The sequence below is a fragment of the Vibrio sp. 10N.261.52.C11 genome (assembly GCF_041471405.1).
In the GTDB taxonomy this organism is placed as follows: Bacteria; Pseudomonadota; Gammaproteobacteria; order Enterobacterales; family Vibrionaceae; genus Vibrio; species Vibrio crassostreae_C.
Map to the genome: position 1 here is coordinate 6,545 of NZ_JBFROI010000077.1, position 13,076 is coordinate 19,620.

Genomic DNA, 13,076 nt, shown 5'->3' on the forward strand with positions numbered 1-13,076 from the left:
ACCCCGTTTCGCGTATTTCTTAATCAATACGACAAGTTTCAGGCATACCTAACCCAGTAAGCTTGTTCAACGCTTTTATCATCGCGTAAGTTTCACCCACCTGCGCATTGTAATTTCTTAAGCTCAATCGTCCTCCTAGCAACTGTTTAACTCGATACATCGCTGTTTCTGACAATGAACGTTTGTGGTATCCATACCGCTCTTTCCAATACTTATTTGAGCCGTATAACTTCTGGCAACCCACGGCGAGATTTCGAGGATGACCACGCTCCCAGAAGGCTGCCCCTTCTCTTGGGGGAACAAGCGCAATGGCTCCCTTAATCTTAATAGCAGCGTGACACGCTCTCGTGTCGTAAGCGCCATCACCAGACACCTCAAGAAGACTTCGACGTGTCTGTTTAAGTAAATTCGGGAGTACTTCCCCATCTGTAACCGTCGATAAACTTAGTTCGGCTGCTATAATTTCATGAGTGCTTGTATCAACTGCAATATGCAGCTTTCGCCAGACTCTACGCTTGCCATCCGTCCCGTGTTTTTTGACTTTCCATTCACCTTCGCCATAAACCTTAAGGCCAGTAGCATCAATAGCTAAGTGCTGTATCGCCCCTCTCGTTTTAGTCTTAAATGAGACCTCAACCTGCTTGGCTCTACGACTGATGCAGGTGTAATGTGGACAACTCAATGGAACATGGGCGAGTCTAAATACCGAGTCGATAAATCCTTGCAGCGCTCTCAATGGCATAGAAAAAACTCGTTTCACAATGAGTGCTGTCGTGATAGCTAAATCACTGAACCGACGCGGCCTCCCGCGCTTATTCTGTTTACTTTGCGCCCACCCGCTTATTGCTTCTTCATCAATCCAAAAGGTCAGAGAGCCACGGTTAATGAGTGATTGGTTGTATTGCTTCCAGTTGGTTGTTTTGTAACGAGGCTTAGGCATAGGGCTACGAGAGGGGGGGAGGTAGCTGATCAGATCGTAGGTTCTTGATTTAGTTCCATTGAATTACGCAACAAAGCCACGTGCTATATCAACTACAAAGGCACTTCTTATGTCGATGTCGTTCTTAAGGCAAGCAACAAGTATTACTATGTGATTGCTCTCTGGTTACTTTTATACGATGAGAACAAGCACTCGTCTCTTGGCCGTGAAATTGTAAGAGCGTTTATTATTAATTCTATCGATCTAATGAATGAAGAAGCGCTCTTAACCTCAGATGGCATTCAAAGCAAAGTAAGCCCTCAAAAAATGAAAACAAAAACTGTTAGGTTTTACGCTAATATTTTTGATTTCACTCGAATATATGGTCATATGACTACACCATATAAGGGAATGTTAAAAGCCCATACCGTTGATAAAGGTGTCAACCTTAATAAAGTGGGCGAACTTATCCTTCAGCATACAGATGATGGAGATCTGGAGCGATTTAAAAAGCGCGGTTTCAGTAAATTCAATAAGATATTCGAAGTACTTGCAGAAGCGAGTATTGAAGATAGCTTTCGCCTAGGAGGTCTATTGCTCCTTATAAAAAATAGTAAAGACGCAAGAACAATGAAAAAAGTAGTAGTGGATCTTGTTCTGAAATTGAACCAAAGCGATCTCAATGAGGTAGCGTAATGGTAGATAGCATTCTCGATTTCTCAAAACACTTACTTTTGACTCTTATTGCCATACTTGCTTTTACTGCCGCAATAGGGGCGAATGCAAAGCTATTTCTTACAAGTATTCTGCTTATCTTGTCCATAATGTTTGTCATGGTCAGTGCGTTTTTTTGCTACAAGGCATTTGAAGTTGTAATCGATTCTAAGATGAAACAAGAATCATACAGCCATGAAAAACAAAAGAATAAAGCGCCATTGACTGATAAGGCTAAGGGGGCCTTACTTTGGAAGATACGTCTTCAGTTTTTTACTAGTTTACTCTCACTGCTATTTATCGGGGCAATGGTTGTGTTTGAAGCTATTGGTTTTACAGATGATAGCAGCCTTTGTGCGACCTTAGCTTCAAATGAGTTGTGCCAAAGTACCTACGGTTACAAGTCTTCATCATCAGATACAATTGTACCCGCTCAATCGGAAGAAGTAGACGCTTTAATACTAAACCTTCTCGCAAAAATGAAAGCTATCTAACGGCGCAGGTCTTGCCTTTTTCTGGTGAAGTCTCCTGTACTTGAAGTAATCCATGGATTACTAATCTAATGAGGACACTGACTCACTTTTTTCCATCTTCGATTCAGCTTGATCTGAGCTGACTCAATGGATAGAAATACAAATTGACTTACATTTAGTAATTCAATTTGTAGGCAAGTATAGTAAAAACAGATGCTTAATTCGATTGCTAAGTTCACTATGTCACTACACTACAAGACGCAAGTGCTGTATCACTGAGGTAAATAATGAGTATTGGTAGGTTTGATTTTTCTTGTATAGGCTGGGATGGCCGACTAGATAGTGTCCTAGAAATATTCGCTGAAAATGTATGTTACGAAATAGCTCCCAACAACTATCGTAAGCCGAGAACTCAGATTGAGCTTGAAAGTACCCTTGAATCATCCTTAGTTTTAGATAATTGGCAAGATATTAGACAGCGCAATATTTATACTCCAGTGTTTAACAGCTATCAGAGAGAATACAAAAAATTTGATTTTCATCGGTACTCTGAGTTGAAAAAGGAAATTCGAGAAAAAGGGGTTTTATTGCCAAAAGGTCAACTTTTGTTTCGTGGGGTGTGTTCTGATAATCAAAATGATGCATGGACACACCCCGTCTCAACCACGTTATCACCATATATCGCGGTCTACCATGCGTTAAAAAATGGGTATGGAAAACATAGCAAAGTCTACGTTATCGAAACTCCATTAAAGCATGATTTTAAAGCGATATATGGACCATTCGGCAAAGACCATAAATTTGGGCATGAGTTTGAATTGCTTGTGTATTTTAATCGACGACCAACTACTATCGAGACAAAAGTTGCAGGTGGGCTTGAGATTCACTTGCTTCGTTGGTGATAAATATAAAAACAGAAACTTGTCGTATTGGTAAAAAGGAGAATGGTTTGATAGCCGAGTTAGTGAAAGTATTTAGAGAAGCACTTATTTTGGAACTCACCGAGGCGGACTTTATTGAAACCGAGCTTAGTGATTTTCCTTATGGTTCATGTGAAGCAACAAGTCAGATGCTAGCGCTTTATCTTGAATCAGAAGGTATAAAAGATGTTGTGTATACACGCAACCAATTTGAAAGCTCAATTCACTATTGGGTTGTCGTAAATGACTTGATTATTGATTTAACAGCACATCAGTTTTCTGAAGTTGATGAAGATTTTATCGTTGCATCAGAATCTCCATTTCACAGCAAGTTTGAATTACTTGAGACGTATTCACCACGTCGGGATTCTCTAAATCGCATGGGAAGTTTATACGGATATACGCGTTGTTATGACAGCATATTAAGTCGAGTAAAAAATATTTAAAAACTTCAATAGAGAATAGCAATGCGTTTCTTTTTTCTTTCAGCCATAACAAGACATCATTATATAAAGGATTATTATGAATGAGAATTCAGATATTTTTAGTGAGTTGCTATTCTTACGAAATGCGCTAGAAAGTACTCCTAAAAGTTGGTTCCCAAGTGGTACAGCTTTTAGAGCATGCTTAACTAAATTCCCTACAGGCTGTTGTGGAGATACGGCTCTATTAGCGGCTATGCATCTATTTATTAAATTTGGCATTGAGTGCAAATATGTTTCAGCTCGCGGTTTGGGCGATAATCAACAATTGTCACATGCTTGGATAGAGTACAATGGTTACATCATCGACTTGAGTGCAGATCAATTTAATTCGAAGGGATTTTCATTAGAACGTGTGATATTTAGCAAAAGCTCTGAGTTTCATGGTTTATTCAGTAAGAAAGAGGTTAAAGAGCTTAATATTAGTGCACTTGGAACATCACCTATAGGCAAATCATATAGCCTGATAAAAAATCATTTTGGCCACGATCTAAAAGCCCTCTTACACAAAAAATAGAGCTTCAGTTCATTTACCTGAGAGCGAAGTCGTAGAGTATTTACGTTAACTCACTTCTGTCCATCTTCGAGGTAGCTGGTTGTGGCTAGATCTGGTTTGTCCAGACTCATTTTTTCAAAATTTTTCAAAAACCGCTATCCCCTGATCGGCTAGAGCTTTATTTTGCCAAGAATTCTAAGCGAGTTGCTGACAGTGGAATCTATGATTTGAGCAGGAAAGCCGTTGGGTAGGTGGCTAACTACTTGGTCAATAGCATTCGGAAAGGACTCAACAAACTCGTCAAGTATCTCTTGCATTCGAATTGTGCAGAAACCAACAGTTTCTGCTGTTGCAATAAAGTGACGGGGATAAATCTTTTCTAGATGCCACTTATTGCCGCTTGAAGTGGATTTGAGAGACATAGCTAACTTTAGTTTACGCGTGTTTATACCTTTGCCATTTGATGCGGGATAGGCTGACATAATGTCGTAGAAAGGTGTTAGTCTATAAGCACCGTTGGTCTCAATAAAAATTGAAAAGTTTTTTGAATGACCGTCGGTTGCGCCTATCAACCATTGAAAAACTTGGAAGCGCATGAAGTTATCACGGTCTTTCTCTGCGTTAGTGGAGCTGTTCAATAGCTGCATTATTTCTACAATACCAATTCCTCCGTCAGCTTGATATTTCATGCTGGTGGGTAAAGACAATGCTTGGCACATATCTTCTTGAGCTAATCTTATAAGCGAACCTGTACTTGCAGACCATGCACGATCAAACCGTTCAACAACTAAAGATTTCACATTATCAAAGTCTAATATCTCTACGCTAGGTACTTTGAACCCCATTGCTTCTGCTAGTTTGATACAGAAGTACTCATTTTCAACGCTCTCGGTCATGTCTAGTGTAGCGAATGGTTGATGAATAACGCCAATCGGAAATTTGAGAATATGAGTACTTGGATAATCCAAATTGGGTAAAAACCAATCATTTTTAATCTTAAGTAGTGCGGTTTTCTCTTGCGCCCCTGATATTGTGATGCGGAAGTCATGCTTATTGATCATGCCAAGTGGGTTCTGCTGCTTATGAGCAGTTATGATACTGCGCAAATCATCAACTGAAAGTGGCTCCAACTTGGTTGGAGCTACACTATCCTTAATTTCAGTTTCAGGCACTAATGATAATGAGCCTACGCAGTCTCGACCAGTTGCATGCAATAAGTCGAAGGTATTTGTGGAGTCGGTGCTAAAGCGCCGCTGTATGTTCTCACGTGTTGAAGTTAGGTCGGGTAACAGATTATCAAAATATTTTGCTACAGGGTCACCTATGTGCGGTTGACTTTGAAGTGGAAGATATAGTGAAATTGGGTAGGCATTCGGCTCATCTAACCAATTATCGTCATAGCAAAATTGCAGACTGCCGTCGTCAAGTCTGGTTAGATGGCCAACTTTGGTGTTGTTGATGTGTGCGACTAAGAGGCTCTTCATACTGCTTTTGTTTTTCCATAACTATAAACGATCGCTGAAATCCATGAAACGAGTCTAGGAAATTCCTAAACCCGTATACTACTTGTGAAAACTAATTTAACCCAAATAGCGAGATTTAAGATGGTTCTTAAAGTGCTCAGGATTTAATACTTCACCTGTAGCCGCTTTAACCAGTTCATCGGTTGTCAGCAAGCTTCCCTTACTCCAGATATTTTTACTTAACCAAGCGAAGATAGGACTTAAATTACCACTGCGGATTGCATCATCCACATCGATTGTTTTGCGCATCGCAGCCATAAATTGAGCTGCGTACATAGCTCCTAAAGTATAACTTGGGAAGTACCCAAAGCTCCCATCACACCAATGAATGTCTTGCATGCAACCATCTCTATAGTTGTAGTTGTTTGCTCTTTTCCCTTTTTTTTCAGTGGGTTGTCTTTTTGTGATGAGTGTTCGATTACCATCTGTCCAGTGGATGTCTTGCATACAGCCGTTAGTGAAGTTACCTTGAGTGCTTAAACCAAGGTAAGACTGCATCTTGGTATTCCATAACTCTGGCACGTCAGTGTGTTTGATCTTGCCGTTGATCAAGTCACGCTCAATCTCGTAACGCAGGATAACGTGTGCAGGGTAGGTGAGTTCATCAGCATCGACACGGATGAAGTCTTTCTTCACGCGCGTGTAGATCTTCTGGAAGTTTTCTTTCTCAAATTCTGAGCCTGAGAATTGCTGACCAGCCAAGTTCGCTAAGTGTCCAATGAACGGGTCGCTGCGGCCGACTTGCATCTCGAAGAATAAAGATTGAGATTCATGAATGCCCATAGAACGAGCTTCCCCCGCTGGTTGTCCTGCTAGGTGTTTTGGTAAGCCTTGTTCGTAACGTGCGTGGCCTGTTTCATGCACAATACCCATTAAGCTTTGAACGAATTCCGCTTCGTCATAGCGTGTTGTGATACGCACGTCTGAAGGGACGCCGCCACAGAATGGGTGAACACTTTCATCCAATCGGCCGTGTTCAAAATCGAACTGAAGCAGCTTCATGACTTCTAAACCCAGTGCTTTCTGTTTCTCGGTCGAATAGATACCTGATGGTGCGTTAAATTGCTCGCTCGATTGTTTTTCGATCACTTCATCAATTAAACCTGGAAGCCAAGTTTTAACGTCTGCAAATAGGGTATCAAGTGAAGTAGAGCTGGTGCCCGGTTCATAAATATCCAGCATCGCATCATAAGGCGTTAGATTGGCTGCGTCTGCGCGAATCTGCGCTTCTTCACGAGAAAGCTCAACCACTTCACGCCAGTTCTTTTCGAATCCAACCCAGTCGTTGTTACCGCGTTGGCTACGCCACGCATGTTCACATTTTGAACCCGATAGAGATTTCGCTTCAACCAGTTTTTCTGGAAGTAGGTTTGCTTGTTGCCACTGGCGTTTTATTTCACGAAGTGACGATTGTTGCTCAGTGTTCAGCGCTTCATTTTCAGCGTCTGCAATCCAATTGCCAAGCTGTGGTTGAGTCATTAAGCCGTGAATATGAACAGAAAGCTCGGCCATCGCTTCACTACGAGCTTGGTTACCACCTGCTGGCATCATTGAAGCTTGGTCCCAACCACAAATAGAAGCTAGGTGTTGAAAGCGTGAACATTTTTGAGAGTGTTCGACTAGTTTTTTGAATGCGCTCATTTGACTACTCTTAATTTGGTTTCTTTAAATGATCCTTAGGGCTGCGTCAGCGTTAAGGTTCATCTCGTGTACTTTGATTATGGCTTGGCTTTTTAATGACGCCGACCTTCGCAGTCGAAGATATAGCAAGAAAAGCATGAGGCGGTACGATGCCTTGAATTTACTATTTCTTAACAAATCAAACTGTTCTATTGTGCACAAAATCAGTGAGTTGTATAGCTGGTGGCAATTGTTGCTTGCGAATTGTTCAGATACACGGTATTGATGATAGATCGCTGAACAAAAATGACAATGATATGGATATTTTGAACTTTGAGGCATTTCTAATTGCCATCACTATTTTAACGCTAACGCCGGGCTTAGATACGGCTTTGGTGATTCGCAATACTAGCCGCTCTGGCTTAGCTGACGGTTGTATGACGAGCTTTGGTATTTGTAGCGGCTTGTATGTACACGCGTTTTTCTCTGCTGTGGGTATATCTGCAATCCTCGCCCAATCCGCTGAACTCTTTCAAGCCGTTAAGATGGTAGGTGCGGTTTACCTCATCTGGCTTGGCTTAAGCAGTTTGCGAGCGTTGATGAAAAACGGTGGCGGTTTGAAGGTCGGAGAACAAGCTCAGCAGGCTTACAGTGCAAAGCGTTCTTTGCGTGAAGGCTTTCTGTCTAACGTTCTTAACCCAAAAACAGCAGTTTTCTATCTGGCCTTTTTACCTCAATTTGTAAACCCTGAAGGTTCGCCTTTATTGCAATCTATGTTGATGGCTTCGGTACACTTTATGATTGCGATGGTATGGCAATGTGGTTTGGCTGGCGCGCTTAACTCGGCTAAAAATTTGCTCAAAAACGCGAGTTTTATGAAGTGGATGGAAGGCGTGACGGGCATGGTGCTGGTTGGGCTGGGTGTTAAGCTTCTGATGGAAGAGCCTGTGTAGTTCACCGTTTTCAGTTGAACATGAATATATGAAAGCCCACGATGTGTCGTGGGCTTTGTGCTTTATTACTGGTAGATCTTTGTACCGATCTTATTCTACAGCGCAGTTATTCAACGACGCTAATGTTCATCTCAGCACCTTCGAAACCTAAGTCACTCAACTCATCTGCGTTAAAGTTGGTGGTAACTTCGATGTCGCCAATGCGCTCAGTAGATTCGTTGACGGAATCAGTACTTCTTTTGCTGCGTAGATTGTTAGTAATTGGTGTTGCTTGTCCAATTTCGATAGTACCTGCAAATTGAGATTCAGCGTAGAAATCTCCAGACACGTAAGAGTGGAAGGGGCGTAAGCTTCCGCCAGTCGCGTATTGCATGCTTGATAAGCCAGCTTCTTTAATCGCCCAGCCCCAATCCCACCATTTAGTTTCACCTGGGATGTAACGGTGATCCCATTGGTAGCGAATGTCGGCAGATTCACTGCTGCCACGGCCCATGGTGAAGGTATGAGCCTTGTACGGGCGGTTATCTGGATGAGAGTGCCACGCGTTGCCACCCCAACGAAGGAAGCCGTTGAATTCAACATCGTAGCTAATATCGGCGTTGAATCGGTACGGGTAAGAGATGCTTGAACGATACAGCTCAACTCGAATCGGTAGCTCCGAATTCGCAGGAACCATAGGACGAGCTTGAAGTGTTACTTGTTCGCTAGTGGAGTTGCCATTTGTTTCAGCGAAGCTTTGGTTAGCCTCGAACTTAACGGTGAGCTTAGTTTCGCCAACCAAAGGCCACTTGAAGGTGTTCTCTGTTTGAACGCTCTGTGAGAATCCGTAGCTGTTCGTTTTCGACCAGTTTGTTGATTCGTCTACTTTTAGGTCTACCACCACTTGTTGCGCGATGTTGCTGTTGTTTCTTGCCGTCGCGTAAACCGTTTTCACTAGTTCACGATCCGACTCGACAACATCACCATGCCAAAAGTTGTCGTCGTTAACGGTGTAGGCAAAATTGTCGACGGTGATTTTGGTTTTTTCATCACAGCGATAGCCGCTACAAGAGCCATTGTTATTTCCTTGTATTACCCAACTGTTGCCAGAGCGCTTTATCGTCATGTCTTCGCCCACGTACTGACTGTTATTACCGCCAACCCAAGCGTAACCTAGGTTGTGGGCTAAGTAGCTTAATGGGCGTACAAAGTCGTTACGGTTGTTCACTAATTCATACTGAACATCGATTTCGCTGCCTTCCTGAACCGATTTGGCGGAATAGTTAGGGATTTCAGATTGGTCGTTGTTTGGGTAACAGAACGTTGACCCACTGCTTGATTGCTTAATTTCGCCATGATAACCCGGCCCCATGATTACCCAGTTTCCTTTTAACCCGGTGATCTGCCAAGTGCCCATGCGAGCGACCAAAGTACTCTTCTGCTCTTCTGCTTCATAACGGTCTATAGGACGATAACCAGAGCGACAGACATCTTCACCAAGTTGGTCAAACACTATTTGGTCTGGGTAAATCTTCGCATTTTCACCGGTTGATAGAACAGACAACACTGCGGTTGCTAAGAGACTTCTGTTTACTGTGATCATTAACAATTCCCTCATTTGTAATTTTTCTATTTTGATAATGTTTTGTGTGCCGTGCAGTTAACAAGACAAGTTCACTTTTTCATGTTGATAAATAGATAGATACTGAAAAGGGTTGAATTAAATTACCCAGTTAATTCAATGGCTTGTATTGTCATTAGTGTTTTTACAGTGAAAGAGTATGCAACTGAACGTAAATTGTTTGATGGGGCTCAAACCGTTTTTAGAAAAATGAAGGCCCATTATTCGGGCTTAGACGTCAAAATTATTTGACGTTATTTTTGGCGTTTGTATGAATGGTTAATTAGAAGAACAGGTATAACCATTCACAATACTCGTAGTTTTAAGGTGGGCAGGTAGTGAGTGACAAAGAGTAAAAATCTAACTTGAATATTTTGCTTTGCTATCGGTTTTAAAATGCAAACACTTAAAGTAAGGAAGACTCATAGACAGGATCTTAAGAGCTAACTTGTTTATTTAGATAGAAAAAAGGCTTCATTTATGATCAGATAATCGTCGCCAAACAAACTACCTACATCAATAGTGAAGCCGATGACGATTATCTCCTTACAGAAGCAATTTAAGCAATTCTTTAATGCTGACACCCTCCAAAAAATGGCGAGAAGTACTGGCCTGATGAAACGGTGTCGGGCGATATTACCCGAGCAGCTAGTCATTAGCTTAGTGGCCGCGTTAAGCAAAGGAAACTGCACTTCCATTGCGGATTTACTGCGACAATTCAATGGGATGTGCTTGAGCCCTGAAGGTGCCGTGGCATACAAGCCTTACCATAACCAGTTGAGGAAAAATGAGTTTCCTAATTTCATGCGGCAACTTGTTATGCGAGCAATAGCTCAATTTTCTCGCCAGCAGAATGTCGGTCTACCAAATAAGCTCGACACCTTTGATGATGTACTGCTTCAAGATGGCAACTCTTTCCACATCCATCGTGACCTGGCGGATGTTTATCCGAGTCGATTTAAACGTAACCCTGCAGCGGTTGAATGTCATATGACAATGTCGTTGAAAAGCTTTTCTCCAGTCGCGATGAACATCAGCGCTGATACGGCATCAGAAAGAGATTTTTTACCTGAGCCCAAAACGATGAACAACAAATTGCTGTTAGCTGACGCAGGGTATCCTGATTTCCACTTCTTTCGAGAGCTTGAACAGCATGGCGGATTCTATATTGTCCGAGGTGCTAAGTCTCTGAACCCTATGATTATTGAGGCAAGGAACGGCAAGGGGCGACTGCTGCCTAAGCTAGAAGGGAAGAAGCTGAAAGACATTACTCGAGGTACCAACCGTTCGCAGGTCCTTGACCTAAAAGTCCGTCGAGGTAAACAAGAGTTTAGAGTCGTGCGACGATGGTTTGCTGAAGAAAAACGATTCTGCATTTGGATAACTAACTTACCTTCAGACACCTTTACTGCCGATGACATCATGGCGATCTACCGCTGTCGATGGCAGGTGGAACTGCTTTTTAAAGAGTTAAAGTCTCACACCAACTGGCAACGATTTGTCACCGCACAAAAGGCCATCGTTGATGGGCTCATCTGGGCCAGTTTACTTGCGCTGATCATTAGGCGTAGTATTGCGCTTCAGATAATGCCATCGGTCTCATTGTTTAAAGCGGCAAAAAATGTGGATGTCTGGCTGTTACCAATATTTGAATGTATCAGTCATGGCGCATGGTCAGAAATCAGCAATAAAATCGAATGGGCTACCAGTTATATATCAAGGAACGCTCAAAAGTCCGCGCAGAGGAAGTCTAAAGAAAACATTACGTTAGACGGAATTTACGCTGAGCTTAGTGCTTAAGGTTCTGTCTATGAAGGAAGACTGTAATAATTGTATTACTGATAAAATAATGAAAATAACCATCCGTTTTTTATGTGTAATATCGGAAAAGCTTGCTACTTGATAATAGGGCACTTGTTGCTAGTGGTTAAACTATCTCTAATTATCGTTTGGCCAGAAGTTGCGTTCGGCCTGTATTACACGTTTTAATGATGGCAAATAAATCATTCGAACTTAAGATATCAATCTTTACCGTTAATGGGTCATTGTTGATTAACAGGTAAGGCGCCAATCGGCTGTCATTCATTGTTTTATTTATTTTTTGCACAGAGACTAAGTCAATGGTGCCAGAAATAGAAAAGAAAAGTGATTGAGAAGGACGGGCTGTTCCTCTGAATCGCAGAACAAGTGGGTCGGGCATGTTGTCGTCTTGAACGGACATCAGGTGCAGCACCTTGTTGTTACTTATTTTCGTTAATCCGTCGGTACGTAATACATTGTCATTCACTATCAGGTCCACCACGCTATGTTGGTAGCGATGCTCTTCTTTTGGTTGGGGCGAAGGGATACTCCATATGCCAACCAATAAAACGAATGCAGAAGTGAGCGCAACGATTGGCATCATAATTGACCTCTTTCTAGGAATAGGGCCAGTTCGGTACTGGCTTGATCTAGTTGGGTTGGCGTGTAAAAGATGTTGACGGACTGGCGTGTGGCTTTGTTCAGAATAGAGAGCTCAGAATATTCCGCTTCTTCGCTAATGTACGCCACGCAATCACATTGATACTGATAGAGAATGCTTTCTAGCTCTGGCGTCATCGCCATTTCAGGGGCTTGGAAAACTTGTATTTGACCTATCCATTGCTCGCTGAGCCGGTTAACGGGGTTGATATCGCTGAGGTTTCTCTCATTAACCTTAGCAAAAGCCAATAACGCTGATGCCAACAGTAAGCAGCCAGTGGTGAAGTAGCACAACTTGTTTCGGTTTTCAGCAGTGGGAAAGTAAGCCGACGAACTTTGTTTAGGGTTAGGCTTAGGTTCGACTGCAACAGCTGCACCGATAGCAATACCGTTATTGCCGACGGGTATCAGGTTGCTCGCATCAGCAAGGGGAGTTGTGGCTGCATTATTGATGGGGGAGTCGATTACCACGCACTCATCGATAAGGCGATAGCCCACCTTAGGAACGGTGACGATTGGGGTTTCTTTGATGCCTAATCTAACGAACCCTTGGCGCAGTAAACTTATACTTTTCGCTAGTGACGTATCCCCTATGAACTCGTTTCCCCAAGCGAAGCTAATAATATCTTGTTTGTTAACAATATCGGGTGAGTTTTTATGTAATAACTCCAGGCCCCGAGTTTCACGGTATCCTACTTTAATAGAACGTTCATCGTTATAAATACGGTTTTTAATCGGGTCGAATCTGATCATATAGCCAACGTTTATTTTTATTATAATTCTCTCTACAATGTAGATGACTATAAACTGACTAATATATGAATTAAAGTCACATGTTTTATTCTTCTGGTTTTTTGTGTCGTTGAAACGAAAAGAAATTTAATATGTTTGTTACAAAACGCCTGACACCTACGCA

13 protein-coding genes are annotated in these 13,076 nt (G+C 42.1%); 7 read left to right on the forward strand and 6 right to left on the reverse strand.

The features are described from left to right. Positions 1-19: 19 nt before the first annotated feature. Positions 20-940, reverse strand: a complete 921-nt coding sequence (locus AB4323_RS22110; protein ID WP_372153354.1) for an IS5 family transposase — start codon at positions 938-940, stop codon at positions 20-22. Positions 941-1,090: 150 nt separating this feature from the next. Between AB4323_RS22110 and AB4323_RS22115 the strand changes: the two genes are divergently transcribed. From AB4323_RS22115 to AB4323_RS22135, 5 genes are all read left to right on the forward strand, one after another. After that, on the forward strand, positions 1,091-1,615 hold the full coding sequence (locus AB4323_RS22115; RefSeq protein WP_372153356.1) for a hypothetical protein: 525 nt from the start codon (positions 1,091-1,093) through the stop codon (positions 1,613-1,615). Further along, positions 1,615-2,127 (forward strand): hypothetical protein, encoded by a 513-nt coding sequence (locus tag AB4323_RS22120; RefSeq protein ID WP_130341739.1) that lies wholly within the window; start codon positions 1,615-1,617, stop codon positions 2,125-2,127. Before AB4323_RS22115 ends, AB4323_RS22120 begins: the two co-directional genes overlap by 1 nt. Positions 2,128-2,393: 266 nt before the next feature. Next, positions 2,394-3,008 carry a hypothetical protein gene (locus AB4323_RS22125; RefSeq protein WP_110957880.1) on the forward strand — a complete coding sequence of 205 codons (615 nt, stop codon included), beginning with the start codon at positions 2,394-2,396 and terminating at the stop codon, positions 3,006-3,008. Between the two features lie 47 nt (positions 3,009-3,055). Further along, positions 3,056-3,472: a hypothetical protein gene (locus AB4323_RS22130; RefSeq protein WP_110957879.1), complete on the forward strand. Its 417-nt coding sequence runs from the start codon at positions 3,056-3,058 to the stop codon at positions 3,470-3,472. A gap of 76 nt (positions 3,473-3,548) precedes the next feature. Continuing rightward, complete coding sequence (locus AB4323_RS22135; RefSeq protein ID WP_130341740.1) at positions 3,549-4,025, forward strand: hypothetical protein; 477 nt, start codon at positions 3,549-3,551, stop codon at positions 4,023-4,025. 149 nt (positions 4,026-4,174) lie between these two features. Here AB4323_RS22135 and AB4323_RS22140 read toward each other — a convergent pair whose 3' ends face one another. Continuing rightward, the gene (locus AB4323_RS22140) at positions 4,175-5,488 is read right to left on the reverse strand and encodes a type II toxin-antitoxin system HipA family toxin (protein WP_372153358.1); all 1,314 of its coding nucleotides are present in this window, start codon (positions 5,486-5,488) and stop codon (positions 4,175-4,177) included. 96 nt (positions 5,489-5,584) lie between these two features. After that, positions 5,585-7,168, reverse strand: coding sequence for a carboxypeptidase M32 (locus tag AB4323_RS22145; RefSeq protein WP_372153360.1), 1,584 nt, complete (start codon positions 7,166-7,168; stop codon positions 5,585-5,587). Between the two features lie 296 nt (positions 7,169-7,464). On the opposite strand from AB4323_RS22145, the gene AB4323_RS22150 reads away from it, so the two are divergent. After that, on the forward strand, positions 7,465-8,100 hold the full coding sequence (locus AB4323_RS22150; protein WP_017058961.1) for a LysE family translocator: 636 nt from the start codon (positions 7,465-7,467) through the stop codon (positions 8,098-8,100). Positions 8,101-8,206: 106 nt separating this feature from the next. Here AB4323_RS22150 and AB4323_RS22155 read toward each other — a convergent pair whose 3' ends face one another. After that, on the reverse strand, positions 8,207-9,682 hold the full coding sequence (locus AB4323_RS22155) for an aerolysin family beta-barrel pore-forming toxin (protein WP_372153362.1): 1,476 nt from the start codon (positions 9,680-9,682) through the stop codon (positions 8,207-8,209). Between the two features lie 549 nt (positions 9,683-10,231). On the opposite strand from AB4323_RS22155, the gene AB4323_RS22160 reads away from it, so the two are divergent. Next, positions 10,232-11,500 (forward strand): IS4 family transposase, encoded by a 1,269-nt coding sequence (locus AB4323_RS22160; protein ID WP_372153364.1) that lies wholly within the window; start codon positions 10,232-10,234, stop codon positions 11,498-11,500. Positions 11,501-11,642: 142 nt separating this feature from the next. Here AB4323_RS22160 and AB4323_RS22165 read toward each other — a convergent pair whose 3' ends face one another. Then, positions 11,643-12,104, reverse strand: a complete 462-nt coding sequence (locus AB4323_RS22165) for a hypothetical protein (RefSeq protein ID WP_372153366.1) — start codon at positions 12,102-12,104, stop codon at positions 11,643-11,645. Beyond that, positions 12,101-12,913, reverse strand: coding sequence for a transcriptional regulator (locus tag AB4323_RS22170; protein WP_372153368.1), 813 nt, complete (start codon positions 12,911-12,913; stop codon positions 12,101-12,103). Before AB4323_RS22170 ends, AB4323_RS22165 begins: the two co-directional genes overlap by 4 nt. Positions 12,914-13,076: the final 163 nt, after the last annotated feature.

What these genes read in the sequence shown, in the direction of transcription:
- AB4323_RS22140 (WP_372153358.1), bottom strand. Translation starts at nt 5,488, where the DNA reads ATGAAGAGCCTCTTAGTCGCACACATCAACAACACCAAAGTTGGCCAT.
- AB4323_RS22165 (WP_372153366.1), bottom strand. Translation starts at nt 12,104, where the DNA reads ATGATGCCAATCGTTGCGCTCACTTCTGCATTCGTTTTATTGGTTGGC.
- AB4323_RS22160 (WP_372153364.1), top strand. Translation starts at nt 10,232, where the DNA reads ATGACGATTATCTCCTTACAGAAGCAATTTAAGCAATTCTTTAATGCT.
- AB4323_RS22125 (WP_110957880.1), top strand. Translation starts at nt 2,394, where the DNA reads ATGAGTATTGGTAGGTTTGATTTTTCTTGTATAGGCTGGGATGGCCGA.
- AB4323_RS22145 (WP_372153360.1), bottom strand. Translation starts at nt 7,168, where the DNA reads ATGAGCGCATTCAAAAAACTAGTCGAACACTCTCAAAAATGTTCACGC.
- AB4323_RS22170 (WP_372153368.1), bottom strand. Translation starts at nt 12,913, where the DNA reads ATGATCAGATTCGACCCGATTAAAAACCGTATTTATAACGATGAACGT.
- AB4323_RS22135 (WP_130341740.1), top strand. Translation starts at nt 3,549, where the DNA reads ATGAATGAGAATTCAGATATTTTTAGTGAGTTGCTATTCTTACGAAAT.
- AB4323_RS22120 (WP_130341739.1), top strand. Translation starts at nt 1,615, where the DNA reads ATGGTAGATAGCATTCTCGATTTCTCAAAACACTTACTTTTGACTCTT.
- AB4323_RS22110 (WP_372153354.1), bottom strand. Translation starts at nt 940, where the DNA reads ATGCCTAAGCCTCGTTACAAAACAACCAACTGGAAGCAATACAACCAA.
- AB4323_RS22155 (WP_372153362.1), bottom strand. Translation starts at nt 9,682, where the DNA reads ATGATCACAGTAAACAGAAGTCTCTTAGCAACCGCAGTGTTGTCTGTT.
- AB4323_RS22150 (WP_017058961.1), top strand. Translation starts at nt 7,465, where the DNA reads ATGGATATTTTGAACTTTGAGGCATTTCTAATTGCCATCACTATTTTA.